The sequence below is a fragment of the Streptomyces sp. NPDC059785 genome, assembly GCF_042732375.1.
Taxonomy (GTDB): domain Bacteria; phylum Actinomycetota; class Actinomycetes; order Streptomycetales; family Streptomycetaceae; genus Streptomyces.
Map to the genome: position 1 here is coordinate 123683 of NZ_JBHWHV010000009.1, position 24374 is coordinate 148056.

General features: G+C 71.4%; 26 protein-coding genes and 1 pseudogene. 16 read left to right on the forward strand and 11 right to left on the reverse strand.

Features of this window, described 5'->3' with window-relative positions; translation table 11 throughout:
• Positions 1–25 precede the first annotated feature (25 nt).
• The 6 genes from ACFV6E_RS09515 to ACFV6E_RS09540 all read right to left on the reverse strand — a co-directional run bounded on the left by ACFV6E_RS09515 (position 26) and on the right by ACFV6E_RS09540 (position 4576).
• The gene (locus tag ACFV6E_RS09515; RefSeq protein WP_385176591.1) at positions 26–1030 is read right to left on the reverse strand and encodes a glycine betaine ABC transporter substrate-binding protein; all 1005 of its coding nucleotides are present in this window, start codon (positions 1028–1030) and stop codon (positions 26–28) included.
• The gene (locus ACFV6E_RS09520) at positions 1027–1815 is read right to left on the reverse strand and encodes an ABC transporter permease (RefSeq protein WP_385460251.1); all 789 of its coding nucleotides are present in this window, start codon (positions 1813–1815) and stop codon (positions 1027–1029) included. The genes ACFV6E_RS09515 and ACFV6E_RS09520 overlap by 4 nt, the downstream gene beginning before the upstream one ends.
• A complete protein-coding gene (locus ACFV6E_RS09525; protein ID WP_385460253.1) occupies positions 1755–1985 on the reverse strand; it encodes a hypothetical protein in 231 nt (76 codons plus the stop codon). The genes ACFV6E_RS09520 and ACFV6E_RS09525 overlap by 61 nt, the downstream gene beginning before the upstream one ends.
• 111 nt (positions 1986–2096) lie before the next feature.
• A complete protein-coding gene (locus tag ACFV6E_RS09530; RefSeq protein ID WP_385176594.1) occupies positions 2097–3386 on the reverse strand; it encodes a betaine/proline/choline family ABC transporter ATP-binding protein in 1290 nt (429 codons plus the stop codon).
• Positions 3379–4026 (reverse strand): ABC transporter permease, encoded by a 648-nt coding sequence (locus ACFV6E_RS09535; protein ID WP_385176597.1) that lies wholly within the window; start codon positions 4024–4026, stop codon positions 3379–3381. The genes ACFV6E_RS09530 and ACFV6E_RS09535 overlap by 8 nt, the downstream gene beginning before the upstream one ends.
• Before the next feature lie 79 nt (positions 4027–4105).
• Positions 4106–4576: an Lrp/AsnC family transcriptional regulator gene (locus tag ACFV6E_RS09540; RefSeq protein WP_385176600.1), complete on the reverse strand. Its 471-nt coding sequence runs from the start codon at positions 4574–4576 to the stop codon at positions 4106–4108.
• Between the two features lie 122 nt (positions 4577–4698).
• Between ACFV6E_RS09540 and hppD the strand changes: the two genes are divergently transcribed.
• From hppD to nthA, 4 genes are read left to right on the forward strand one after another with little or no spacing between them, the layout of a single operon-like run.
• Positions 4699–5844: a 4-hydroxyphenylpyruvate dioxygenase gene (hppD, locus tag ACFV6E_RS09545; RefSeq protein WP_385176602.1), complete on the forward strand. Its 1146-nt coding sequence runs from the start codon at positions 4699–4701 to the stop codon at positions 5842–5844.
• A 51-nt stretch (positions 5845–5895) separates the two neighbouring features.
• Positions 5896–6249 (forward strand): hypothetical protein, encoded by a 354-nt coding sequence (locus ACFV6E_RS09550; RefSeq protein WP_385460255.1) that lies wholly within the window; start codon positions 5896–5898, stop codon positions 6247–6249.
• Entirely contained in the window at positions 6242–6532 is a 291-nt protein-coding gene (locus ACFV6E_RS09555; protein ID WP_385176608.1) for an SH3-like domain-containing protein, read from the forward strand. Before ACFV6E_RS09550 ends, ACFV6E_RS09555 begins: the two co-directional genes overlap by 8 nt.
• Positions 6519–7121 (forward strand): nitrile hydratase subunit alpha, encoded by a 603-nt coding sequence (nthA, locus tag ACFV6E_RS09560; protein WP_385460257.1) that lies wholly within the window; start codon positions 6519–6521, stop codon positions 7119–7121. The genes ACFV6E_RS09555 and nthA overlap by 14 nt, the downstream gene beginning before the upstream one ends.
• 12 nt (positions 7122–7133) lie before the next feature.
• On the opposite strand, the gene ACFV6E_RS09565 is transcribed toward nthA, so the two are convergent.
• The gene (locus ACFV6E_RS09565; RefSeq protein WP_385460259.1) at positions 7134–8576 is read right to left on the reverse strand and encodes a hypothetical protein; all 1443 of its coding nucleotides are present in this window, start codon (positions 8574–8576) and stop codon (positions 7134–7136) included.
• A 91-nt stretch (positions 8577–8667) separates the two neighbouring features.
• Here ACFV6E_RS09565 and ACFV6E_RS09570 point away from each other — a divergent pair, with 91 nt between their 5' ends.
• Positions 8668–10083, forward strand: a complete 1416-nt coding sequence (locus ACFV6E_RS09570) for an FAD-binding oxidoreductase (protein WP_385176617.1) — start codon at positions 8668–8670, stop codon at positions 10081–10083.
• Between the two features lie 257 nt (positions 10084–10340).
• Here ACFV6E_RS09570 and ACFV6E_RS09575 read toward each other — a convergent pair.
• A pseudogene (locus ACFV6E_RS09575) lies at positions 10341–10757 on the reverse strand (SsgA family sporulation/cell division regulator); the annotation flags it as partial.
• A 268-nt stretch (positions 10758–11025) separates the two neighbouring features.
• Between ACFV6E_RS09575 and ACFV6E_RS09580 the strand changes: the two are divergent.
• Positions 11026–12756, forward strand: coding sequence for an RDD family protein (locus tag ACFV6E_RS09580; RefSeq protein WP_385163775.1), 1731 nt, complete (start codon positions 11026–11028; stop codon positions 12754–12756).
• A gap of 67 nt (positions 12757–12823) precedes the next feature.
• Positions 12824–13510, forward strand: coding sequence for an RDD family protein (locus ACFV6E_RS09585; RefSeq protein ID WP_385163772.1), 687 nt, complete (start codon positions 12824–12826; stop codon positions 13508–13510).
• Between the two features lie 52 nt (positions 13511–13562).
• On the opposite strand, the gene ACFV6E_RS09590 is transcribed toward ACFV6E_RS09585, so the two are convergent.
• Complete coding sequence (locus tag ACFV6E_RS09590) at positions 13563–13877, reverse strand: hypothetical protein (RefSeq protein WP_385163769.1); 315 nt, start codon at positions 13875–13877, stop codon at positions 13563–13565.
• A 459-nt stretch (positions 13878–14336) separates the two neighbouring features.
• Between ACFV6E_RS09590 and ACFV6E_RS09595 the strand changes: the two genes are divergently transcribed.
• Together ACFV6E_RS09595 and ACFV6E_RS09600 are read left to right on the forward strand one after the other, a co-directional pair.
• Complete coding sequence (locus ACFV6E_RS09595; protein ID WP_385460261.1) at positions 14337–16676, forward strand: immune inhibitor A domain-containing protein; 2340 nt, start codon at positions 14337–14339, stop codon at positions 16674–16676.
• A 121-nt stretch (positions 16677–16797) separates the two neighbouring features.
• Positions 16798–17145, forward strand: coding sequence for a hypothetical protein (locus ACFV6E_RS09600; protein ID WP_385163764.1), 348 nt, complete (start codon positions 16798–16800; stop codon positions 17143–17145).
• 36 nt (positions 17146–17181) lie between these two features.
• Here ACFV6E_RS09600 and ACFV6E_RS09605 read toward each other — a convergent pair whose 3' ends face one another.
• A complete protein-coding gene (locus ACFV6E_RS09605) occupies positions 17182–17766 on the reverse strand; it encodes an isochorismatase family protein (protein ID WP_385163762.1) in 585 nt (194 codons plus the stop codon).
• 339 nt (positions 17767–18105) lie between these two features.
• The gene (locus ACFV6E_RS09610) at positions 18106–19434 is read right to left on the reverse strand and encodes a nicotinate phosphoribosyltransferase (protein ID WP_385460263.1); all 1329 of its coding nucleotides are present in this window, start codon (positions 19432–19434) and stop codon (positions 18106–18108) included.
• Between the two features lie 111 nt (positions 19435–19545).
• On the opposite strand from ACFV6E_RS09610, the gene clpS reads away from it, so the two are divergent.
• The 7 genes from clpS (at position 19546) to ACFV6E_RS09645 (ending at position 24360) form a co-directional block, all read left to right on the forward strand.
• Positions 19546–19863, forward strand: a complete 318-nt coding sequence (clpS, locus tag ACFV6E_RS09615; protein WP_385163756.1) for an ATP-dependent Clp protease adapter ClpS — start codon at positions 19546–19548, stop codon at positions 19861–19863.
• A 12-nt stretch (positions 19864–19875) separates the two neighbouring features.
• Positions 19876–20481, forward strand: coding sequence for a DUF2017 domain-containing protein (locus tag ACFV6E_RS09620; protein ID WP_385163753.1), 606 nt, complete (start codon positions 19876–19878; stop codon positions 20479–20481).
• Positions 20482–20788: 307 nt separating this feature from the next.
• On the forward strand, positions 20789–22228 hold the full coding sequence (locus ACFV6E_RS09625) for an amino acid permease (protein ID WP_385163751.1): 1440 nt from the start codon (positions 20789–20791) through the stop codon (positions 22226–22228).
• A 92-nt stretch (positions 22229–22320) separates the two neighbouring features.
• Positions 22321–22743: a Mov34/MPN/PAD-1 family protein gene (locus ACFV6E_RS09630; RefSeq protein WP_385163749.1), complete on the forward strand. Its 423-nt coding sequence runs from the start codon at positions 22321–22323 to the stop codon at positions 22741–22743.
• A 111-nt stretch (positions 22744–22854) separates the two neighbouring features.
• On the forward strand, positions 22855–22956 hold the full coding sequence (locus ACFV6E_RS09635; protein ID WP_385163746.1) for a putative leader peptide: 102 nt from the start codon (positions 22855–22857) through the stop codon (positions 22954–22956).
• A 114-nt stretch (positions 22957–23070) separates the two neighbouring features.
• A complete protein-coding gene (locus ACFV6E_RS09640; protein WP_385163743.1) occupies positions 23071–23403 on the forward strand; it encodes a MoaD/ThiS family protein in 333 nt (110 codons plus the stop codon).
• Between the two features lie 6 nt (positions 23404–23409).
• Positions 23410–24360, forward strand: coding sequence for a PLP-dependent cysteine synthase family protein (locus tag ACFV6E_RS09645; protein WP_385163740.1), 951 nt, complete (start codon positions 23410–23412; stop codon positions 24358–24360).
• Positions 24361–24374: the final 14 nt, after the last annotated feature.

Consider the following 24374-nt stretch of genomic DNA (forward strand, 5'->3'; position numbering starts at 1 on the left):
CCGGGCTGCTGAGCCACCGCGATCTTCAGTCGCTGTCGCTGTCGCTGTCGCTGTCCCTCACGAACCCTTCCCGCCTCATCCAGTCCAGGGCGACCTGGTGCGGGTCCTCGCCGTCGACGTCGACCTTGGCGTTCAGGGTCTGGGCCACCGTGTTGTTCAGCCTCTTCGTGACCGGGTCCAGGACCTCGGCGATCGCCGGATGCTCGCGCAGCGACGCGGAGTTGACCATCGGGGCGACGTTGTAGTTGGGGAAGAACTTCTTGTCGTCCTCCATCACCTCCAGGCTCATCGACCTGATCCGCCCGTCGGTGGTGAAGACCTCGCCGTACGTGCAACTGCCCTTCTTCACCTGGGTGTAGACGATCCCGGTGTCCATCTGGGTGATGTTCCCGGCGGGCAGGCGCATCCCGTACTTCTTCTCCATGCCTGGCAGACCGTCGGCGCGGTTGGCGAACTCGCTCTCCACGCAGACCGTCACCGCTCCCGGGTCCGACTTGGCGAGCGCGGCGACGTCCGACAGCGTCTTCGTGCCGTGCTTCTTGAAGTTGGCCTGGTTCATGGCGAGGGCGTAGGTGTTGTTCAGCTCGGAGGGCGACAGCCAGGTGACGCCGTTCTTGGCGTCCGCGTCCCGGACCGCCTTCCACTGCTCGTGCGGGTCGGTGATGGGCCGGCTGTGCCCGAGGTACGTGATCCAGGCGGTGCCCGTGTACTCGTAACCGGCGTCGACCTCGCCCTTCTTGACCGCCTCGCGCGAGCCGATGGACCCCTGTACGCCGGTGCGGTCCAGGACGTCCGCGCCGGCCGCTTCGAAGGCGATGCCCATGATCGCGCCGAGGATGAGCTGCTCGGTGAACGCCTTCGAGGTCACCGTCAGATGGGCGCCCGCGAGCGGTTCTCCCCGCCCGATCGTGCCCGGCCGGACGTCGTCGACCATGGGGGAGCCGCTGGTCAGCCCGCAGCCGGCAGTCAGCCCGGGGGCGGCGGTGACCAGGACGAGCACCCCGGCCGACAGCGCACGCGTACGCCTCATGCCCGCACCTCCAGACCCCGCGGCCGCAGCAGCAGTTCCGCCAGGGAGGCCAGCCAGTCCACGAGCAGGGCGAGCGCCACCGTGAGGACCGAGCCGAGAACGAGGACGGGCATGCGCTGGTTGGTGATGCCCGCCGTGATCAGGACGCCGAGGCCGCCCCCGCCGCCGAACGTGGCGAGGGTCGCCGTACCGACGTTCAGGACGAGGGCCGTCCGTACGCCCGCGAGGATCAGCGGTACGGCCAGCGGGAGTTCGACGCGCAGCAGGATGCCCAGGGGCGACATGCCGATGCCGCGGGCGGCCTCCAGGAGCGTCGGGTCGTTCGCGCGCAGGCCCGCGATCGTGTTGGACAGGACCGGCAGGACGGCGTAGATGATGATGCCGATGAGGGCGGCCTTCTGTCCGGTGCCGAGCCAGATGACCAGCAGGGCGAGGAGGCCGATCGCCGGGGTGGCCTGGCCCATGTTGGCGACGGCCAGCGCGACGGGGGCGGCCTTGCGCAGGGCCCGGCGGGTCAGCAGGATCCCCAGCGGGATCGCGATGATCAGGACGAAGAAGGTGGAGATCACCGTCAGCCGGATGTGCTGGCGCACCGCCTTCCACACCTGGCCGTTCGACAGCGCGTTCTCGGAGACCTGGTCGAGGTCTGCCTGCCGGAACCACAGCCAGGTGGCGAGGAGTACGAGCACCACGACCGCAGGCAGGAGGGCCAGCTTCTGCCAGGTCACCCGGCGGCGGGTGGCCCCGGGCGAGGGCGGCGTCCCGCTCGCGCCGCCGTCACCCACCGCGCCCTCACCGACACGCGGGCCTCCGCCACCGCCACCGACGGCACCACCGCCGTCACCGACGGCACCACCGCCAGCGACAGCACCGCCGTCACCGACAGCACCGCCGTCACCGATGGCACCACCACCGCCAGCGACAGCACCGCCGCCAGCGACAGCACCGCCGTCACCGGCAGCCCCGGCTCCGCCGGCGCCTTCGCCGCTTCCGCCGTCCGGGTGACCGGACGGGCCGTCGCCCGTACGGCCGTGCGACGGCGGTCCCGGACGCATGCTGGAGCCGCTCACGCCTTCGCCTCCCCGCCCTCGATGCCCTCCTGGTCGTGATGGGTCTTCTCGGTGCGGGCCTCCTCCAGCTCCTGCTGGTGTTCCATCGCGTCGAGCCGGTCGGCCTCGAGGAGTTCGTGCACGGAGTTCATCAGCGTCTCCAGGTCCACGACGCCGATGTACTCGCGGCGCCGTCCGGTTACCGCGACGCGGCCCGCGCTGTCCACGAGGACGGCTTCCAGGGCGTCCCGCAGGGTGGCGTCGCGGGACACCGTGTCCTGGACGAGGGTGCCGGCCCTGGCCAGCGAACCCTGGGCGCGCATCAGATCGCCGCGGCGCAGCCATTTGTAGGGGCGGTCCCGTTTGTCGAGCACCAGGATCTCGTTCGTACCGCTGGAGCGGAGCTTGTTCATGATCTCCTGGAGCGGTTCGTCGACGGTGACCGTCGGGGCGTCGTTGACCTCGACGTCCCGTACGCGGGTGAGGTTGAGCCGCTTCAGCGCGGCGCCCGCGCCGACGAACCCGGAGACGAAGTCGTCGGCCGGGTTGGTGAGGATCGCCTCCGGGGTGTCGAACTGCACGATCTGCGAGCGCTCGCGCAGCACCACGATCCGGTCGCCCAGCTTGATCGCCTCGTCGAAGTCGTGGGTGACGAAGACGATCGTCTTGTGCAGTTCGTGCTGGAGCCGGATCAGCTCGTCCTGGAGGTGGTCGCGGGTGATCGGGTCGACGGCGCCGAAGGGCTCGTCCATCAGCAGGACGGGCGGGTCGGCGGCGAGCGCCCTGGCCACCCCCACGCGCTGCTGCTGGCCGCCGGAGAGCTGGCGCGGGTACCGGCCGCGGAACTCGCCAGGGTCGAGTCCGACGAGGTCGAGCATCTCCGTCACCCGCTCCCTGGTCCGCTGCTTCGACCAGCCGGTCATCCGCGGGACGAGGGCGATGTTCTGCGCGACGGTCAGGTGCGGGAACAGGCCCGAGGACTGGATCGCGTAACCGATCTTGCGGCGGAGCTTGACCGGGTCCATGTCGGTGACGTCCTCGCCGCCGATGCGGATGCGCCCGCCGGTCGGCTCGATCAGCCGGTTGATCATCTTCAGGGTGGTCGACTTGCCGCACCCGGAGGGGCCGACGAAGACCACCAGCTCGCCCGCCTGGATCTGCATGTTCACGCAGTCCACCGCGGGGTCCTTGCTGCCCGGGTAGCGCTTGGTGAGGTTCTCCAGCTCGATGGTGGCGCCGGTCGCCGGACCCGCGCCGCCATCGGGGGAGTCGTCGACGGTCGTGCTGCCGCTGGTGGTCTCAGACACGGATCCCCCTCGGGATGGTCAGCCGTCCGACGAGGACGTACACGGCGTCGAAGAGCAGCGCCAGGACGATGATGCCGAGCGTGCCCGCGAGGACCTGGTTCAGCGCGTTCTTGCTGCCCAGCGAGCCGATGCCGCGGAAGATCTCGTTGCCGAGACCGGGGCCCGAGGCGTACGCGGCGATCGCCGCGATGCCCATCAGCATCTGCGTGGAGACCCGGATGCCGGTGAGGATCGGCGGCCAGGCGAGCGGCAGTTCCACCCGCAGCAGCCGGGCCACGCGGGACATGCCGATGCCCCGGGCCGCCTCCACAAGGGACGGGTCGACCCCGCGCAGCCCCACGATCGCGTTGCGCACGATCGGCAGCAGCCCGTAGAGCGTCAGCGCGATGACCGTCGGCGGGACGCCCAGGCCGACCAGCGGGATGAGCAGGCCGATCATGGCGAGCGAGGGGATGGTCAGGACGGTCGAGGTGGTGGTCGTGGCGAGGCTGCCCGCCCAGTCGCTGCGGTAGGTGACGACGCCGATGACCACGCCGATGACGGTCGCCACGACCATGCACTGGAAGACCGCGCTGGCGTGCTGATACGCGTCGGTGAGCAGCTGCTGGTGGCGGCTGCCCAGGTACTCCCAGAAGTTCACCCGGCCTCACCTCACGACGGCGTACCGCCGGGCGCGGCCGCTCGGCCCCCGTGTCAGGCGTCCCGCGACGCCTGCTCCGTCAGACGTCCTCGGACGCCTGCTCCACCAGCGGGATGATCCGCAGCGGAACGGGGTTCTCCATGACGATCGCCGTGGAGGCCCGGACGATGCCATCAAAACCGACGACCAGGTCGATCACCCGCTGGAGATCGGCGTTCGAGCGGGCCACGAGCCGGCACAGCATGTCGCCGCCACCGGTCGTGGTGTGCAGCTCCAGGACCTCCGGGACGGTCGCCAAGTGCGCCCGTACGTCGGCGCCTTGGCCCTGCCGGATCTCCAGAGTGGCGAACGCCGTCACCGGGTATCCGAGCGCCGCCGGGTCCACCTCCGGACCGAAGCCGCGGATGACTCCATTCGACTGAAGCCGGTCGAGCCGGGCCTGCACGGTGCCGCGCGCCACCCCCAGCCGCCGGGACATCTCCAGCACCCCGATGCGCGGCTCTCTCGCGAGCAGCACGATGAGTCTGCCGTCCAGCCGATCGATCGCCATCACTACCGCCGCAGTGGTCATCATGTACACAACGCCCGGTCGAACGGGCCTGTCACTGGTCACATTGCCCAGCCGAAACGCAAACTATTGCGCAGCTTGTGGAACGGAGCCACGCTGCCGCCATGACTGAGACCACCCACCACACCCCCAGCACCGCGCGCGAGGCCGACCCCTTCCCGGTCAAGGGAATGGACGCGGTCGTCTTCGCCGTCGGCAACGCCAAGCAGGCCGCGCACTACTACTCCACCGCCTTCGGCATGCAGCTCGTCGCGTACTCCGGACCGGAGAACGGCAGCCGCGAGACAGCGTCGTACGTCCTCACCAACGGCTCGGCACGCTTCGTCCTCACCTCCGTCATCAAGCCCGCCACCGACCACGGCCGTTTCCTCGCCGACCACGTCGCCGAGCACGGGGACGGCGTCGTCGACCTCGCCATCGAGGTCCCGGACGCGCGCGCCGCCCACGCCTACGCCGTCGGGCACGGCGCCCGCTCGGTCGCCGAACCGTACGAGCTGAAGGACGAGCACGGCACGGTCGTGCTCGCCGCCATCGCCACCTACGGCAAGACCCGGCACACCCTGGTCGAGCGCACCGGCTACACCGGCCCCTACCTGCCCGGCTACACCGCCGCCGAGCCGCTCGTCGCGCCCCCGGCCCGCCGCACCTTCCAGGCCGTGGACCACTGCGTCGGCAACGTCGAACTGGGCCGGATGAACGAATGGGTCGAGTTCTACAACAAGGTCCTCGGCTTCACGAACATGAAGGAGTTCGTGGGCGACGACATCGCCACCGAGTACAGCGCCCTGATGTCCAAGGTGGTCGCGGACGGCACCCTGAAGGTCAAGTTTCCGATCAACGAGCCGGCCGTCGCGAAGAAGAAGTCCCAGATCGACGAGTACCTGGAGTTCTACGGCGGCGCCGGCGTCCAGCACATCGCCCTCAACACCAACGACATCGTGGAGACGGTCCGCACGATGCGCGCCTCGGGCGTGCGGTTCCTGGACACCCCCGACTCGTACTACGACACCCTCGGCGAGTGGGTCGGCGACACCCGCGTGCCCGTCGACACCCTGCGCGAGCTGAAGATCCTCGCCGACCGCGACGAGGACGGCTATCTGCTCCAGATCTTCACCAAGCCGGTCCAGGACCGGCCGACCGTGTTCTTCGAGATCATCGAACGCCATGGCTCGATGGGCTTCGGCAAGGGCAACTTCAAGGCGCTGTTCGAGGCGATCGAGCGCGAGCAGGACAAGCGCGGCAACCTGTAGATCCCCGTAACGGCGGTCCTTCTCCGGGCGCCCGCACGTACGCTGACGGGCATGGCCAGGATCAACGACGTGGGCGGCATGCAGGGGTTCGGTGTCCTCGACACCACCGACGACACCGAACCCTTCCACGCCGACTGGGAGGCCCGGGTCTTCGGGCTGATGAACGCCCTGCGCGCCCAGGGCGTGTTCAACACCGACGAGTTCCGCGACGCCATCGAGTCGATGGAGCCGGGGGAGTACCTGGGCGCCTCGTACTACGAGCGGTGGTTCCGGGCGGTCTGCCTGCTGCTGGAACGCAAAGGGGTCATCGCGCCCGGCGAACTGGACGAGACCGGCGAGCCCGGGACAGCGGGTGCGTCCGGGACGGCGGGTGCGTCCGGGACGGCGGGTGCGTCCGATGGCTGACGACCGCTTCCGGCCGGGCGCGCGGGTGCGCACCTACCGCCACGACCCGCCGCACCACACCCGGCTGCCCCGGTACGCGCGCGGCAAGCACGGCGTGGTGGTCGAGCCGGAGGGCCGCGCGCCGCTCGCCGACGTGAACGCGGCGGGCCGCGGCGACGCCCCCGTGGAGCAGATCTACGCCGTCCGGTTCGCGGCCCGCGACCTGTGGGGCGAGGGCGACCACCACGTCGTACTGGACCTGTGGGAGAGCTACCTGGAGGAGGCCGCCGATGACGAGCGGTGAGACCGGCCACCACGACGACGCGGCGATCTCCCGGAAGGTCCGGCGCCTGGAGACCCTGCTGGAGGAGCGGGGCGTGCTCTCGGGCGGGGCCCTGGACGAGGCGATCGACGCCTTCCTGTCCGGCGCGTCACCCGCGCACGGCGCCCGGGTCGTCGCCCGCGCCTGGACGGACCCCGGTTACCGGGCCCGCCTCCTCGCGGACGGTACGGCGGCCGTCCGCGAACTCGGCTTCATGGACGGCCCGGAGGGCTCCTACCAGCGGCTGCGGGTCGTGGAGAACACCGAGTCGGTGCACAACGTGATCGTGTGCACGCTCTGCTCCTGCTACCCGCTGCGGCTGCTCGGCCCGTCCCCGAGCTGGTACAAGTCGGAGGCGTACCGCTCGCGGGTGGTGCGCGAACCCCGGGCGGTGCTCGCCGAGTTCGGGCTCGACCTGCCGGCCGCCACCCAGATCACGGTGTGGGACTCCAGCGCGGAGACCCGCTACCTGGTGCTGCCGCGCCGCCCGTCCGGCACCGACGGCCTCGACGAGGAGGCGCTCGCCCGCCTGGTCACCCGCAACGCCATGATCGGCACGGCGGCGCTCTGAGAGCCCGTGGTCTCAGCGCCGGCTCCCGGCGGACCGCCCGTCCTCGGGCAGCCCCTCCGCGGGCGGATCGCCGAGGGCCGCGAGTGCCTTTCTGGCGCGCGGGACGTGCAGCGGGGAGAAGTACGGGTTGACGCGCAGCGCCTCGGCGAGATGGCGGCGGGCCGGGCCGTCAAGGCCGAGGGCGCGCTCGATCGCGCCCCGGTGGTAGGCGTACTGCGCGCTGCGCACCCCGCCGCCGTGCTCCGCGTCCGTGGCCCGCGCCGCGAACTTCACCGCCTCCGCGTCGTCCCCGGCCCGGTGCAGCGCCCAGCCCAGCGCGTCCGCGACGGCGATGCCCGGCTGCCGCCGCCACTCGGCGCGCAGCCGCCGCACCGCGGACCGCGCGTCCCCGTGGTCCGCCTCGAACGCGCCGAGCACCAGCTCGTCGTCCACGCCCGCGGCGCTCTCCCGGCGCACCCGGTCCCGCAGCAGGTCGTACTGGACCCTGGCCGCCCCGGGCAGCCCCAGCGCCTCGTACAACTCGCCCAGCTCCAGGGCGTACTGGGGCGACGGCTGCTTGGTGAGCGCGGTCCGGTAGGCGCTCAGGCCCTCCGAGGTACGGCTCAGCGCGGTCAGTGTCCGCCCCTGCCCGGCGAGCGCGCCGTGCTCGTCGGGGTCGGTGCCCAGCGCGGCCGTGTACCGGCGCAGCGCCTCCGCGGGTTCGCCGCGCTCCCAGGCGAGGTCGCCCGCGCGGGTCAGGTAGGCGGCCCGTTCGGCGCGGGTGCGGGCACCGGCCGCCGCGTCCGAGAGCGCGGCGGCGGCGTCCTCGCGCCGGCCGCGGTCCCGGTAGAACCCGGCGGCCCGCGCCATGGCCGCGGGCCCGGGACGCAGATCGAGCAGCCTGTCGACCGCCTTCCCGGCCGCCTTGTAGTCACCGAGCCCCTCGTACGCCTCGACGAGCTGCGGGTAGGCCGCCCACCGCTTCGGCGCCTCGGCCGCCGCCGTCCCGCCCCACTTCTTCGCGGTACGGAAGTCACCGCGCGCGTTGGCCAGCGCGGCAAGCCCCTCCAGCGCGGGCAGCCGTGCCTTGCCTCCCGCCTTGAGGGAGGTGAGCAGCGCGTCCTCGGCCTTCGGGTAGTAGGACGGGGCGGCGGTCCTGCGGGCCTGTTCGACATAGGCCGCGCCGAGCACCGCCCACGACACGCCGTCGCGCGGCCGGGCCCGTACCCGTGCCTCGCGCTGTCCGATCAGCGCCGCCAGCTCGGGCAGCGCCACGGGCACCCCCGTGCCCACCGCATTCGCCGCACGGGCCACCGGACCCGGTGCGGGCGCCGGGGGCCGGTCCGCCCCGGCCGGCAGCAGCGACAGCACCCCGCCGAGGACGGCACCGGCCACGGCCGTCCCGGCCAGCACCCGGCGCAGGACACGGGCGCGGCTCCCGCGCCGGGGGAACGGCCGCCACTGTTCGAAGTCCATGCCGCACACCATGCGCCACCGTGCCCGGCGCTCCCGGGCACGGACAGGTGCCGCAGACGGGGTTCACACCGATGGCCCCGAGTGCCACGCTGTGATCATGAGCCGTATCGAAGCCCGACGGGGTGAGGACACCGCCGTCACCGGGAACCTCGTCGATCTTCTGCTGGCCGGGCTGCCCGCCGAGGCGGTCCTCACCGATCCGGACGTCACCTCCGCGTACGCCAACGACATGGCGAGCTTCTGTGCCGCGGGCACCCCCGCCGTCGTCGTCCTGCCCCGCACCGTCGCCCACGTCCAGCACGTCATGCGCACCGCGACCCGGCTGCGCGTCCCCGTCGTCCCGCAGGGCGCCCGCACCGGCCTGTCCGGCGCCGCCAACGCCTCCGAGGGCTGCGTCGTCCTCTCGCTCGTCAAGATGGACCGCATCCTGGAGATCAGCCCCGTCGACCGGATCGCGGTCGTCGAACCGGGCGTCGTCAACGCCGCGCTCTCCCGTGCGGTCAACGAACACGGCCTCTACTACCCGCCGGACCCCTCCAGCTGGGAGATGTGCACCATCGGCGGGAACATCGGCACCGCCTCGGGCGGCCTGTGCTGCGTCAAGTACGGGGTGACGGCCGAGTACGTCCTCGGTCTGGACGTCGTCCTCGCCGACGGTCGGCTGATGAGCACCGGCCGCCGGACCGCCAAGGGCGTCGCGGGCTACGACCTCACCCGGCTCTTCGTCGGCTCCGAGGGCTCGCTCGGCGTCGTCGTCCGCGCGGTCCTCGGCCTGCGCCCGCAGCCGCCGCAACAGCTCGTGCTGGCCGCCGAGTTCGCCTCCGCCTCCGCCGCCTGCGACGCCGTCTGCCGGATCATGGAGCGCGGCCACGTGCCGTCCCTGCTCGAACTGATGGACCGTACGACGGTCAAGGCCGTCAACGACCTTGCCCACATGGGCCTGCCCGAGACCACCGAGGCGCTGCTGCTCGCGGCCTTCGACACCCCGGACCCGGCCGCCGACCTCGCCGCCGTGGGCGCGCTGTGCGAGGCCGCCGGAGCCACCCAGGTCGTCCCGGCCGACGACGCCGCCGAGTCCGAACTGCTGCTCCAGGCGCGTCGGTTGTCGCTCACCGCCTTGGAGGCGGTCAAGGGCACGACGATGATCGACGACGTCTGCGTGCCGCGCTCGAAGCTCGGCGAGATGCTCGGCGGGATCGACCGCATCGCCGCAAAGTACGACCTGACCATCGGCGTCTGCGCGCACGCGGGCGACGGCAACACCCACCCCACCGTCTGCTTCGACGCCGCCGACCCCGACGAGTCCCGGCGGGCCCGCGAGTCCTTCGACGAGATCATGGCCCTCGGCCTGGAACTCGGCGGCACCATCACCGGCGAGCACGGGGTGGGCGTCCTGAAGAAGGAGTGGCTGGCCCGCGAACTCGGTCCGGTCGGCCTGGAGATGCAGCAGGCGATCAAGGCGGCGTTCGACCCACTGGGCATCCTCAACCCCGGCAAACTCTTCTGACCCGGACCGCCCGCCCCGCACTCCCCTTCCTACTCCTGTTCCTCGCCCCCGTCCCCGCCCTCCGACTCGTCCGACGGCCAGGGGTCGTTCAGCCACAGGTCGTCGGGGGCCGGGACGGCGCCGCCGTCCCGGCCCTCCTGGTCCCTCCGGCCCTCCTGGTCCCTCCGGTTCTTCTGGTCCCTCCGGTTCTTCTGGGACTCGCTCGGGTGGGTGCGGAGCCGGGTGCCCGGGGGAGAGGCCGATCGTTTCGGCGAGGGGCCCGGAGACCGGGCCAGCAGATCGGCGAGACCGTCGTCGATGCCGAGCTGTTCGGCCTCGGCACCCGGCGGCACCGCCCGCAGGGTGCGCTCCAGCCAGGCGGACACCTGCGCCGCCGGTGCTTCCAGGAGGGCGTCCCCGTCGGGCGAACTCAGCGCCATCAGCACGACGGCGCGCCCCCCGACCTTCGTCGGCCACACCCGTACGTCCCCGTGCCCGCACGGCCTGAACACCCCCTCCACGAGCAGCTCGCGGGCGAACGTCCAGTCGACGGGGTGGTCGGAACCGACGTGGAAGGTGACACGGACGGCGTACGGATCGTCGGTGCGATAGGTCAGCCGGGCCGGGACCGGGACGCTGCGCTCGGGCGACAGGACGAGATTCACTTCCAGTTCGCGTTCCACCACGGTGTGCATGTCGATGCCCTTTCCTCTCCCGTACGGGCCCTGCGGACGGGCCCGTACGGGTGGAGAGCGCGTGGCGCCGCGGGCATTACGCGGATCCGGCGCTTTTTCTTCCCGGCCGCTCCCGCGACGGTCGCCATAGGTGTCCCGGGACGGTCGGGAATGGTGAGGGAACCCCGCCCCGAAGGGGTGGGTACGGCGGGAGCGCCAGTGACGCACGCGCCGGTCTGATAGATGTGGAGCCCTAAAAAGACCCCCGAGCAGATACGGGCAGACGGACATGAGCGCCCCAACCCCGGCCCCCGGTGACGACAGGCCCCGCGAAGGGTATTACCCGGACCCCTCCATTCCTGGATATGTCCGGTACTGGAACGGTGCCTCCTGGGTACCGGGTACGAGCCGCCCGGCGCCGACCGACGGCGTCCCCCTCGCACCGCCGCCCGGCGCACGCCCCGCGTCCGTGCCCGCCCCGGCACCCGCTCCCGCCGAGGAGACCGGCCCGCACTTCTTCGACGAGGACCCCGAACCGGCCGCCGGCGCACGCCCGGTGGACCCGGCCGAGGCCCAGCACGGCAGCAGGCCCGAGCCCGCTTCCGCCTGGGGCGCCGACCGGTCACGGCAGGGCGGCTTCGGCGGCGACCAGGACCGCCGGATCTCGTGGGGCGCGCCGCAGGGCGCGGACCCGCGGGTGCCGCACGCGGCGGAGCCCGGCGACGCGCCCGCCCGGCCCGACGGCAGGTCCGCCCGTACGGACGGCACCACGCCGATCCCGCCCGCCGACCCGGCCGAGCCCCCCGCCCCGGGCGGCACGGTCGTGTTCCGGCGCCCGGTGACGGACGCCCCGAAGTCCGGTCCCGCGGGGGCCGGTTCGCCGGCGTCCGGCGCCACGGGCACCCCCGGCTCCAGGGACGACCGCGCGGACGGGCGGAGCGGGGCGGGCACGGGCGCGGCGGCATCGTCGGCACCGGCGGCATCTTCGGCCCAGGCGCAGGCCCAGGCGCAGGCAGCGGCAGCGGCGGCGCCCTCCGCGGGTCCCGCCGCCGACGGCTCCCCCGGCGTCCCCGGCAGCCGCGGCCCGGCCGCCGAGGGCACCATGACCTTCCGTACGCCGGCCCAGCGCACGCCGCGGCAGGGCGAGGCCCGGGCGGCGGGCACGGCGACCCCGGCCGCCGCCCCGCAGCCCGCAACCGCTCCCCGGTCCGCACCCGTCCCCGCCCCTCAGCCCGCGCCCGCTCCTCCGCCCGCGCCCGCCCCGGCCCCGCAGCCGGGCCCCGTCGCCGGGTCGGCCCCTGCCCCCGCCCCGGTCCCGCAGCAGCCGTCCGCCCCGGTCCCGCCGGTGGCCGGTGCCCCGCTGCCGATGCCGATGAGTTCGGGCGCGGGCGGCGGCCAGCCGTCCTGGGCCCAGCAGGTGCACCAGCTCGCGGGAGCGGGAGCGGGAGCGGGAGCCGCAGCGGGCGAGGGTCAGCCCGTCGCGCCCTGGAAGCCGCCCGTCGACGACGTCTTCCAGGCCGCCGCACGGGCCCAGGCGGCGGCGCGCCCCGCCGGTCTCGGCAGGCGGCTGGCCGCGCGGCTGGTGGACACGGTCGTGCTGGCCGCCGTCACCGGCGCCGCCGCCGTACCGCTGGGCACCAAGGCGATCGGCCACGTCCAGGACAAGATCGACGCGGCGAAGCTGTCCGGTGAGACCGTCACCGTCTGGCTGCTGGACGGCACCACCGCCACCTGCCTCGGCATCGTCCTCGCCGTCCTGCTGCTCTTCGGCGTCCTGTACGAGGCGCTGCCGACCTCCAAGTGGGGCCGCACCCTGGGCAAGAAGCTCTGCGGCATCCAGGTGCGCGACATCGAGGGCCACGAACCGCCCGCCTTCTCGCTGGCCCTGCGCCGCTGGCTCGTCTACAGCATCCCCGGCGTCCTGGTCATCGGGATCGTCGGCGTCGCCTGGTGCCTGTTCGACCGCCCGTGGCACCAGTGCTGGCACGACAAGGCGGCGCACACCTTCGTCGCCGCGTAGCCCTCGTCGTCGCCCGGACGGCCCCGCGTGACATGCGCGCGCGGGGGGTTCGGGGTCGACTCGGGCCATGAGCACCGAACCGCCCGCCGGCTCCGGTCGGTCCCCGGACGACGATCCGTTCAGGAAGCAGCAGCCCCCGCCCGGTCAGGGCGGCGGCTCGCCGTACGATCCCCCGCCGGGCTCCCCGTACGGGACACCCCCGCCGGGCGGCCCGTACGGCGGGAATCCGTACGGCGGGGCTCCGTACGGCGGCGGTCCGTACGGCGGTGATCCGTTCGGGGGTGGTGGGAACGGCCCGCCGGCGGGGATGCCGCCGCTGGGCCGCAGTGGCCGGCGGGTGCTCGCCCGGATCGTCGACATGGTCGTCGTGGGCGTGGTGACCTGGCTGCTGTCCTGGGCGTTCGGGTTCATGCAGTACACGGTGGACACCGCGGACATCGAGTACGGCAAGTCCTTCGGACAGGAGATCCTGGCCGCCGTGCTCTACATCGCGTACGACACCGTCATGATCAGCAGGACCGGGCAGACCCTCGGCAAGAGGCTGTTCCACCAGCGGGTGGCCAACCTCGACAACGGGTCGACGCCCTCCGTGCAGACGGCGCTGGTGCGCGCGGCCGTGCTCTGGGTCCCGTTCGCCTTCTGCTGCGCCTGCATCTGGACGGCGGTCTCGGGCGGCTGGAGCTTCTTCGACCGGCCCTACAAGCAGGGCCTGCACGACAAGGCGGCCAGGACGGTGGTGGTCGAGACCCGCTGAGGCCGTCTCCCGGCGGCGGCGGGCCGGGACCCGAGGCGGGGTCCCGTTGCTCCTACCGGCCCGCCGGTCCGCGGGCCGGCTCGGCTGAGCCCACGGACGCCGTCGCCCGGTGCGCCGGGACCCGCTCCGGCTCCGGGGACTCCGCGGCGACGGGCTCCGGCTTCGGCAGCGGAACGGTCAGCGCGACGAGCAGCCCCAGCAGCAGTGCGGCGAGGACGATCACCACGACGCCCAGGCCCGAGGTCGTCTCGGAGAGCAGCAGCATGGCGAGCGTCGAGAAGATCACGGTGCAGGAGCCGTAGGCGAACTGTGCGGCGGTCGGACGGTGCAGTGCGGTCGGACGTGGCCTGGCAGTCGGACGAGGCATGGCAATCGTGTCCTCGGATGGGGGTCTCCCCCCGGTGCCTCTCGCATGGGGGAGGTTGCGGATGAAGATTTGGGGGTGAGACAACGGTGTCGGCTTGGCTTTCCGCCGACCCACCGGCGTTCTGCCAATCAACTCTATTCCGCTGGATGCCCGAGGGGAACGTCCGGTAAGCGTGACCTCACCCACGGTGCAGGTGCATGAGGGGCGCACGGAGTCATGGAGTCCGCCAACTGGACGGTGCGCTGCGCCCGTTGGGCGACCCGGAGCCGCCCCTGCCGCCGTCCGTATACCGGACGTTCACTTCGCATAATGCACTTGGTGTGTTCAAGTCAAGGTCTGTCTTTTCGCTGGCAACTCCGGTCGAATGTCGTCACTTGCAACGCGTACACGGCGCGCGGACCTCCCATGGCCAGGACCCCCGACCTCTCCGCGCGCACGCGCGCTGGGGAGGAACCTCAAGTGACCAGCAGACCCTGGACGTTCAGAGCGGCCGCGGTGGGCGTCGCCCTCGCGGCGGCCACCGCCACGTTCTCTACGTTCGCCGTGGCACAGGCCGCCGACACACCGTCGTCCGCGTCCGTGGACCGCCACGACCCGCAGCCGGCCAGGACGAAGGTCGAACACGACCTCGACGGCCCGCTGAGCAAGACCCAGGAGGCGCAGCGCAAGGAAGCGCTGGACCGCGTCCTGTCGGGCAAGGCGTCGGTCAAGGACCGCGACGGCTCCCAGGTCGTGAAGCTCAACAAGAGCAAGTACGTGGAACTGGGCCGGGAGAAGACGGACAAAATCTTCACCATCCTGGTCGAGTTCGGTGACCAGGTGGACAGCCGGTACGGCGGCACCGCGGGCCCGCTGCACAACGAGATAGCCGCGCCCGACCGGAAGACGGACAACAGCACCGCCTGGCAGGCCGACTACAACCAGGCGCATTTCCAGGACCTGTACTTCGGCACCGGCAAGAACACCGAGTCGCTGAAGAAGTACTACGAGAAGCAGTCCTCGGGCCGCTACTCGGTCGAGGGCGAGGTCTCGGACTGGGTCAAGGTGCCCTACAACGAGGCCCGTTACGGCTCCAACAAGTGCGTGCCCGACACCTGCGCCTGGAACGCCGTCGCCGACGGCGTGACCGCGTGGGTCGCCGACCGGAAGGCGGGCGGCGCGTCCGACGCCGACATCAAGGCGGACCTGGCCCAGTACGACCAGTGGGACCGCTACGACTACGACGGCGACGGCGACTTCAACGAGCCCGACGGCTACATCGACCACTTCCAGATCGTGCACGCCGGCGAGGACGAGTCCGCGGGCGGCGGCGCCCAGGGCGAGGACGCGATCTGGGCGCACCGCTGGTACGCCTTCGGCACCGACGCGGGCGCCACGGGCCCGGCGGGCAACCTGCTCGGCGGCACCCAGATCGGCGACACCGGCATCTGGGTCGGCGACTACACCATCCAGCCGGAGAACGGCGGACTCGGCGTCTTCGCCCACGAGTACGGCCACGACCTGGGCCTGCCGGACGAGTACGACACCTCCGGCGGCGGCGAGAACGGCACCGGCTTCTGGACGCTGATGTCGGCCGGTTCCTGGCTCGGCACCGGCAAGGAGGCCATCGGCGACCTGCCGGGCGACATGAACGCCTGGGACAAGCTCCAGCTCGGCTGGCTGAACTACGACACGGCCGAGGCGGCCACCAGGTCCAAGCACAAGCTGGGCGTCGCCGAGTACAACACCAAGGACAAGCAGGCGCTGGTGGTCTCGCTGCCCGACAAGGAGGTCACCACCGAGGTGGTCACCCCGGCGCAGGGCTCCACCCAGTGGTGGAGCGGCAGCGGTGACGACCTCAGGAACACCCTGACCCGGTCCGTCGACCTGACCGGCAAGTCCGCGGCGACCCTCAGCCTCGACGGCTGGTGGGACATCGAGGACGGCTACGACTACCTCTACACCGAGGTCTCCACCGACGGCGGGTCCACCTGGACCGCCGTGGACGGTACCGCCGACGGCGCCGCCATCCCGCGCGACGGCAGCGACAAGCCCGCGCTGACCGGCACCGTGGACGCGTACGAGAAGCTGTCGTTCCCGCTCGACGCCTACGCGGGCCAGAAGATCGACCTGCGCTTCCGCTACTCCACCGACGGCGGCGTGGCGCAGAAGGGCTTCGCGGCCGACGAGATCACGGTGACCGCGGACGGCTCCGCCGTCTTCGCCGACGACGCGGAGAGCGCGGACACCGCCTGGACGGCCACCGGCTTCTCCCGCATCGGCGCGTCCTTCACCAAGGACTACGCGCAGTACTACCTCGCCGAGAACCGCCAGTACGTGTCGTACGACAAGACCCTGAAGGTCGGCCCGTACAACTTCGGGTTCTCGACGACCCGTCCCAACTGGGTGGAGCACTACCCGTACCAGAACGGTCTGCTGATCTGGAAGTGGGACACCTCGCAGGCGGACAACAACACCAGCGTCCACCCGGGCACGGGTCTGATCCTGCCGGTCGACGCGCACGCCAAGGCGCTGAAGTGGGCCGACGGCACGGTGATCCGCAACAAGATCCAGACCTTCGACTCGACCTTCAGCACCCGGCCGACCGACGCGTTCACGCTGCACAACGCGGACGTCGCCCTGAAGATCAAGTCGCAGAAGGGCGTCTCCGTCTTCGACGACCGCAAGGGCTCGTACTACGACCCGGCGAACCCGCTCGGCAGCGTCCAGGTAACTGACACCAACACCAAGATCACGATCCTCAAGGAGCCCAAGGACGGCTCGACGATCACGGTCGAGGTCGGCGCTTCGAAGAAGTAAATAGCGTTTACGCAGGTCAAAGCATGATCGGCCGTGACCCCCTGGCGGGTCGCGGCCGATCGTGTTTAGGTGCCACCTGTGGCTTACTTATTGACACTCGTTTCTGCGGAGGTGTGATCACATGGCCGCGGGAGGTTTCTGCAAGCTGCCGAACGGCAGCGTCGTGGTGGCGCTCAATCTGCCCAGCCCGACGGGTCCGGCGGGCTCGAGCGGCGGGGGCGTACGCGTCCTGGTGCTCGCCCACAACCGCGCCCGGGCCCTGACCCGGCTGCGCAACCTGGGGATGCGCGCGGTGTACCTGCGCGGCAACAGCGCGCCGCCGACCCCGGACGAGATCACCGCGGTCCTGCACCATCCCGACGGCCTGATATGGCGCACGGCGCCCGATGGCGGCGTACGCGGACCCGAGCTGGCCCTGGAGCTGTGGCAGCCGATCCGCGCCCTGCTCAGACGCCCGGCGACCTCCTAGGCGCTGTTCCAGGCGCTCCCGGGCGCCGTCCGTCCGTCAGACCACGGGCTTGCCCGTGGTCTCCACGCCGGCCTCGACCAGCTCCTCCAGCGCCCGCTGGGTGGTCTCCTCGGCCACCCCGGCGGTGAGGTCGAGCAGCACGTGCGTGCGGAAGCCCTCCCGGACCGCGTCCAGGGCGGTGGCCCGCACGCAGTGGTCGGTGGCGATGCCCACGATGTCGACCTCGTCGATCTCGCGGGACCTGAGCCAGTCGCCCAGCGCGACGCCGTTCTCGTCGGCGCCCTCGAAGCCGCTGTACGCGGCGGCGTAGGCGCCCTTGTCGAACACCGCCTCCACGGCGCCGGAGGCGACGGCCGGTGCGAAGTTCGGGTGGAAGCCCACGCCCTCGGTGCCCGCCACGCAGTGCGCGGGCCAGGAGCGGACGTAGTCGGGGTTGTCGGCGAAGTGGCCGCCGGGTGCGATGTGGAGGTCACGGGTGGCGACGACGTGGCGGTAGCCGGCGGGTGCCTGGCCGATCAGCTCGGTGATCGCGGCGGCCACGTCGGCACCCCCGGCCACCGCGAGGCTGCCGCCTTCGCAGAAGTCGTTCTGCACGTCTACGACGATCAAGGCGCGGCGCATGGTCGGTGTCCTTCGATCTGGCAGGGATTCGTGGAAAGGGTGCGGGGCCCGGCCGGTGCTGCACCGCGGCCCGCCCCGGCGGGCCCGCCGCCAGGGGTGCGGCGCGGGCGTCGTGGGGCGGTCCTGCGGGCGCAGGTCACTGCATCGAGCCTAGGGACTTCGGGTGCGGTCCGGGAGGGTGCATTCGGCTCCGGCTTCTGCGACGGGTGCGCGGTGGCGCTGCCGCCTGCATTCCCCGCCCCCGCCGGTTCATTCCCGCCCGCCGCGTCACACGTGCCCCACGCACCGCACACTCGTGTGGCCGGACCGGCGCCCGGGCCGGGGAGATGACACAGGCTCTCAGACGTACTCGGTCGGCAGGACCGGTTCGCCGCGGGAGAGCTGGGTGGCGGACAGCGGCAGGCTCGCGCGGGCGGCGGCGTGCCGGTCGCGGACGACGTCCAGGGACTCGCGGGCTATGACCTGGCCGCCCTTGACCAACTCGACCAGGAGCCGGCGCTCGGCGAGCTCCGGCGGCACCGCCCCGGTGCCGATCACCTCGGCCTCCGCGATGCCGTACTCGTCCAGCCGCCGCGCCGCCCACTTGCGGCCGCCCACGGACATCTTGCCGCCGGAGGACTTCTTGGCGACCGGCTCCAGCGGGGCCTTCGGGTCGGCGGACCCGGCCCGCGCGACCAGCTTGTAGACCATCGACGAGGTCGGGTGCCCCGAGCCGGTCACGAGCTGGGTGCCGACGCCGTACGCGTCGACCGGCGCCGCCGCCAGCGAGGCGATCGCGTACTCGTCCAGATCGGAGGTGACCACGATCTTCGTCTCGGTCGCGCCCAGCTCGTCGAGCTGCTGCCGCACCCGGTGCGCGACCAGCAGCAGGTCGCCGGAGTCGATGCGCACCGCGCCCAGCTCGGGCCCGGCGACCTCGACCGCCGCGCGGACCGCCTCGGCCACGTCGTACGTGTCCACCAGCAGCGTCGTGCCCCGGCCGAGGGAGTCGACCTGGGCCCGGAAGGCATCGCGCTCCCGGTCGTGCAGCAGCGTGAAGGCGTGCGCGGAGGTGCCCACGGTCGGGATGCCGTAGCGGAAACCCGCGGCCAGGTCGGAGGTGGTCGCGAAGCCGCCGATGTACGCGGCGCGCGAGGCGGCCACCGCGGCCAGCTCGTGGGTGCGCCGGGCGCCCATCTCGATCAGCGGCCGGTCGCCCGCCGCGGCGGCCATCCGGCTCGCCGCCGCCGCGATCGCCGAGTCGTGGTTGAGGATGGACAGGATCACGGTCTCCAGGAGCACGCACTCCGCGAAGGACCCCTCCACCCGCAGCACCGGCGAGCCCGGGAAGTACACCTCGCCCTCGGGGTAGCCCCAGATGTCCCCGCCGAAGCGGTACCCGGCGAGCCACTCGAGGGTCGGCTCGTCCACGATCTTGTTCGCCCGCAGGAAGCCCAGGACGCCCGCGTCGAAGCGGAAGTTCTCGACGGCGTCCAGGACCCGCCCGGTGCCCGCCACCACGCCGTACCGCCGGCCGTCCGGCAGCCGCCGGGTGAACACCTCGAAGACCGAGCGCCGCTCGGCCGTACCGCCCGCCAGGGCCGCCTGGAGCATGGTCAGCTCGTACTGGTCGGTGAAGAGTGCCGTCGAGGGAACGTCCACCGGCAGCCCGAGGTCCGCTGTGTCCACTTGCTCTCTCTCCTCACGAACGATTGCGGCTTGGCACCGGATCGTACCCGCATCTCGTCACTCTGACGATTTGTGGGTCCGTTTGGCCGGGTACCCCTCCGTGGTGGCAGCATGGTCGGTGTGACGGCTCCCGCACCCCTAGAGATCGAAAAGACCGAGTCGGCGGAGGAGGTCTTCGCCGTACCCGAGCCCGACGTCCCTTGGGTGACGATCGTCCACAACGACCCGGTCAACCTCATGAGCTATGTGACGTATGTCTTCCAGACGTACTTCGGCTACTCCAAGGACAAGGCCACCAAGCTCATGCTGGACGTCCACCACAAGGGCCGGGCCGTGGTCTCCAGCGGGACGCGCGAGGAGATGGAACGCGATGTCCAGGCCATGCACGGCTACGGTCTGTGGGCCACCCTTCAGCAGGACCGGAAGTAGCGACGCAACCTGATGCCAGGACACTTCGAACCGCTCCCGGGCGGCGGCGCGGCCGTCGCCCTCGACGACGTAGAGATCTCGATCATCCGCTCCCTCGCCGTCCAGCTCCTGGAGCTCATCGGTCCCGGACCCGCCGAGGACGCACCCGACGACCCGCTCGCCGAGCTGTTCGCCGAGGGGCCCAGCGAGCCGCCCACCGACCCGGTGCTCCAGCGTCTCTTCCCGGACGCCTACGGCGGCCCCGGCGACGACCCCGGCTCGCCCGAGCAGGCCGACGAACAGCGCTCGTCCTCCGCCGAGTTCCGCCGCTTCACCGAGAACGACCTGCGCGCGGGCAAGCGCGAGAACGCCCTGACGGTGATCCGCTCGCTGGACGCGCTCACCCCGGGCGGCGACGGCGGCGCCGTCCTCAAGCTGTCCCCGGCGGAGTCCGGGCAGTGGCTGCGCGCCCTGAACGACCTGCGGCTCGCGATCGGCGCCCGGCTCGACCTGGTCGACGAGGAGGACACCGAGCTGCTCTACCGGCTCCCCGACGAGGACCCGCGCAAGCCGATGGTGCTGGCCTATCTGTGGCTGGGCGGACTCCAGGAGACCCTGGTCGAGACGCTGATGCCGTGATGTTCGCTCAGCGGACGCTCAATTCCGAATAACGAATGCGTCACCGCGACCGCACCCTTCGGGGTGCGGTTCGCCTTTTGTCCACCTTCGTCTGTGTGATGTGTCACGTGCAAGCGGATGGATCATTGTCACGGCCGTGATAAATCTTCACGACCGCCCGGTGGGACACCATCCATGTCGCACCGGGTGCGCCACCGAGCCGGCGGACCGCCGGCCAGGCACAGCTCCAGCATTTCCGGGGGGATCGGGACCCGATCCGAGGCCGCGACGAGACGGCACGGATCGGCATGGAGAAAGGCGCACCACCATGACCTCACCGCAGGTCGACCAGAGTTACGACGGCAATGGGGCCGTGCAGACCGCGGCGGCGGAGAACGACGGCGAGGGCTACCAGCGCGGACTCGGCGCCCGGCAGATCCAGATGATCGCCATCGGCGGCGCCATCGGCACCGGCCTGTTCCTCGGCGCGGGCAAGGGCATCGCCAAGGCCGGACCCAGTCTGATCCTCGCGTACGCGATCGCGGGCGTGGTGATCTTCTTCATCATGCGGGCGCTCGGCGAACTGCTGATGTACCGCCCGGTGTCGGGCTCCTTCTCGGAGTACGCGCGCGAGTTCATCGGCCCCTTCGCGGGCTTCGTGACCGGCTGGACGTACTGGCTCTTCTGGGTGGTCACCGGCATCACCGAGGTGACCGCGGCCGCCACCTACATGACGTACTGGTGGGACATCCCGCAGTGGGTCTCCGCGCTGGTCTTCACGGTCATCCTGTACGGCGTGAACCTGATCTCGGTGAAGCTCTTCGGCGAGCTCGAGTTCTGGTTCTCGATGGTCAAGGTCACCGCGATCGTCGGCATGATCCTGATCTGCGCCGGCATCCTCACCCTGGGCTTCTCCGACGCCGGTGACACGGCCTCGGTCAGCCATCTGTGGAGCGACGGCGGCTTCTTCCCGCACGGCGTCGGCAACACCCTGATGACCCTCCAGATGGTCATGTTCGCCTTCCTCGCCGTCGAGCTGGTCGGTGTCACCGCGGGTGAGTCCAAGGACCCGAAGACGGTCCTGCCGAAGGCGATCAACACCGTGCCCTGGCGCATCGCCGTCTTCTACGTCGGCGCGCTGATCATGATCCTGTCGGTCGTGCCGTGGACGAACTTCCAGCCCGGCGTCAGCCCCTTCGTGGAGGCCTTCGAGAAGATGGGCCTCGCCGCCGGCGCGGGCATCGTCAACTTCGTCGTGCTGACCGCGGCGCTGTCCTCCTGCAACTCCGGCATGTACTCCACCGGCCGGATGCTGCGCGACCTCGCGCTCAACGGCCAGGGCCCCAAGTTCTTCACCAAGCTGACCAAGAGCGGCACCCCGCTGGTCGGCACCACGGTCTCGGCCGCGCTGATGATGGTCGGCGTCTGGATCAACTACCAGTGGCCCGGCGACGCCTTCAACTACGTCGTCTCCTTCGCCACCATCTCCGGCATGTGGGCCTGGATCGTCATCCTGATCTGCCAGATCCGCTACCGCCTCAAGGCCGACCGCGGCGAGCTGCCCCAGTCGTCCTTCAGGGCCCCCGGTGGCATCTGGGCCAGCATCTTCTCCCTGGCCTTCATCGCCATGGTGATCGTCTTCATGGGCATCGACAAGGACGCCCGCATCTCGCTCTACTGCGCCCCCCTGTGGGCGCTCCTGCTGGGCATCGCCTACCTGGTCCTCAGGAGCCGCAACCCGCAGGGCGCGGCCTTCCTCAAGCGCTAGCGCGATCACCGGCGCCGCCCCGGCGTCCGGCATACGGGCCGCCCCGTACCACTCCTCGGTACGGGACGGCCCTTCTGCTTATGCTGGCCGGCATGCTGACCATCACCCAGGACCTGGTGGACCGGATCGTCGCGCACGCGCGCCAGGACCACCCCGACGAGGCGTGCGGCGTCGTCGCGGGCCCGGAGGGCACCGACCGCCCCGAGCGCTTCGTCCCGATGCTGAACGCCGCCCGCTCGCCCACGTTCTACGAGTTCGACTCCGGCGATCTGCTCAAGCTCTACCGCGAGCTGGACGACCGCGACGAGGAACCGGTCGTGATCTATCACTCCCACACGGCGACCGAGGCCTACCCCTCGCGCACCGACATCTCGTACGCGAACGAGCCCGGCGCCCACTACGTGCTGGTCTCCACCGCCGACACCGACGACGCGGGCCCCTTCCAGTTCCGCTCCTACCGGATCGTGGACGGGGTCGTGACGGAGGAGGAGGTCACGGTGGTGGAGAGCTACTGATCCCCCGAGTTTCCGCGGCCGATAACGACTGGTTCCGTATAGCGGTCAGAATTCATCCACCATACGAGACGGCATTCCGGGACCAGGGCCGGGAATCGATACGATGAGCGCATGGTTTTCCACGACGTGAGCGAGAAGACGCCGGGCACGCTGCTCGTGGCGCGGCTGCACGTCGACCTGTGCAGGCTGAACAGCGCCCTCTGTCCGTGCTGACCCCTGCCGCCGTACGGCCGTAGAGCCGCGGCGTCCCACCGCGTACCGTCCACGCGTTCCCGCGCCGCCACGCGCCGTCCGACTCTGACTTCCTCCCGACAGGAGCCCGCAATCATGGCCATCGAGGTCCGCATCCCGACCATCCTCCGCACCTACACCGACGGCCAGAAGGCCGTCGAGGGCAACGGGGAGACCCTCGCCGAGCTCTTCGCCGACCTTGAGACCCGCCACCCGGGCATCCAGGCACGCATCGTGGACGGGGGCGAGCTGCGCCGCTTTGTCAACGTCTACCTCAACGACGAGGACGTCCGCTTCGTCGAGGGCATCAACTCCAAGCTGAACGACGGCGACAACGTCACGATCCTGCCGGCCGTGGCAGGAGGTTCAGCCGCGGCGGAGCCGCGTCCGGTCGGGGTGGCGGCCGGGCGACGGGCGGGAATGGCCTGATCCGGGATGCGCTACGACTCCCCGCTGGCCGCGGTGGGCAACACCCCCCTGGTGCGCCTGCCGCGGCTGTCGCCGTCCGAGGACGTGCGGATCTGGGCCAAGCTGGAGGACCGCAATCCGACCGGCTCGGTCAAGGACCGCCCCGCCCTGCACATGATCGAGCAGGCGGAGAAGGACGGCCGGCTCACCCCCGGCTGCACGATCCTGGAGCCGACCTCGGGCAACACCGGCATCTCGCTGGCCATGGCCGCCAAGCTCAAGGGCTACCGCATGGTGTGCGTGATGCCCGAGAACACCTCGCAGGAGCGGCGCGACCTGCTCGGCATGTGGGGCGCCGAGATCATCTCCTCCCCGGCGGCCGGCGGCTCCAACACCGCCGTGCGGGTCGCCAAGGAGCTCTCGGCCGAGCACCCGGACTGGGTGATGCTCTACCAGTACGGCAACCCGGACAACGCGGGCGCGCACTACGCGACCACCGGCCCGGAGATCCTCGCCGACCTCCCCTCCGTCACCCACTTCGTCGCGGGCCTCGGGACCACCGGCACCCTGATGGGCGTCGGCCGCTACCTGCGCGAGCAGAAGCCGGACGTCAGGATCGTCGCCGCGGAGCCCCGCTACGACGACCTGGTCTACGGCCTGCGCAACCTGGACGAGGGCTTCGTGCCCGAGCTGTACGACGCCTCGGTCCTGACCACCCGCTTCTCCGTCGGCTCGGCCGACGCCGTCACCCGCACCCGTGAACTGCTCCAGCAGGAGGGCATCTTCGCGGGCGTCTCCACGGGCGCGGCGCTGCACGCCGCGATCGGCGTGGGCAACAAGGCGGTCAAGGCGGGCGAGAGCGCCGACATCGTTTTCGTCGTCGCCGACGGCGGCTGGAAGTACCTGTCGACCGGCGTCTACACGGCCGCGACCACCGAAGAGGCCATCGAGACCCTGCACGGCCAGCTCTGGGCGTAGCACCGGCGCGTTCG

Bases quoted from the DNA above. Each gene is read 5' to 3' on its own strand.
- ACFV6E_RS09600 (WP_385163764.1), top strand. From the start codon at position 16,798: ATGGCCGCGGGAGGTTTCTGCAAGCTGCCGAACGGCAGCGTCGTGGTG.
- ACFV6E_RS09605 (WP_385163762.1), bottom strand. From the start codon at position 17,766: ATGCGCCGCGCCTTGATCGTCGTAGACGTGCAGAACGACTTCTGCGAA.
- ACFV6E_RS09585 (WP_385163772.1), top strand. From the start codon at position 12,824: ATGAGCACCGAACCGCCCGCCGGCTCCGGTCGGTCCCCGGACGACGAT.
- ACFV6E_RS09625 (WP_385163751.1), top strand. From the start codon at position 20,789: ATGACCTCACCGCAGGTCGACCAGAGTTACGACGGCAATGGGGCCGTG.
- ACFV6E_RS09555 (WP_385176608.1), top strand. From the start codon at position 6,242: ATGGCTGACGACCGCTTCCGGCCGGGCGCGCGGGTGCGCACCTACCGC.
- ACFV6E_RS09645 (WP_385163740.1), top strand. From the start codon at position 23,410: ATGCGCTACGACTCCCCGCTGGCCGCGGTGGGCAACACCCCCCTGGTG.
- ACFV6E_RS09590 (WP_385163769.1), bottom strand. From the start codon at position 13,877: ATGCCTCGTCCGACTGCCAGGCCACGTCCGACCGCACTGCACCGTCCG.
- hppD (WP_385176602.1), top strand. From the start codon at position 4,699: ATGACTGAGACCACCCACCACACCCCCAGCACCGCGCGCGAGGCCGAC.
- ACFV6E_RS09635 (WP_385163746.1), top strand. From the start codon at position 22,855: ATGGTTTTCCACGACGTGAGCGAGAAGACGCCGGGCACGCTGCTCGTG.
- clpS (WP_385163756.1), top strand. From the start codon at position 19,546: ATGGTCGGTGTGACGGCTCCCGCACCCCTAGAGATCGAAAAGACCGAG.
- ACFV6E_RS09580 (WP_385163775.1), top strand. From the start codon at position 11,026: ATGAGCGCCCCAACCCCGGCCCCCGGTGACGACAGGCCCCGCGAAGGG.
- ACFV6E_RS09550 (WP_385460255.1), top strand. From the start codon at position 5,896: ATGGCCAGGATCAACGACGTGGGCGGCATGCAGGGGTTCGGTGTCCTC.
- ACFV6E_RS09565 (WP_385460259.1), bottom strand. From the start codon at position 8,576: ATGGACTTCGAACAGTGGCGGCCGTTCCCCCGGCGCGGGAGCCGCGCC.
- ACFV6E_RS09630 (WP_385163749.1), top strand. From the start codon at position 22,321: ATGCTGACCATCACCCAGGACCTGGTGGACCGGATCGTCGCGCACGCG.
- ACFV6E_RS09640 (WP_385163743.1), top strand. From the start codon at position 23,071: ATGGCCATCGAGGTCCGCATCCCGACCATCCTCCGCACCTACACCGAC.
- ACFV6E_RS09540 (WP_385176600.1), bottom strand. From the start codon at position 4,576: ATGGCGATCGATCGGCTGGACGGCAGACTCATCGTGCTGCTCGCGAGA.
- ACFV6E_RS09620 (WP_385163753.1), top strand. From the start codon at position 19,876: ATGCCAGGACACTTCGAACCGCTCCCGGGCGGCGGCGCGGCCGTCGCC.
- ACFV6E_RS09515 (WP_385176591.1), bottom strand. From the start codon at position 1,030: ATGAGGCGTACGCGTGCGCTGTCGGCCGGGGTGCTCGTCCTGGTCACC.
- nthA (WP_385460257.1), top strand. From the start codon at position 6,519: ATGACGAGCGGTGAGACCGGCCACCACGACGACGCGGCGATCTCCCGG.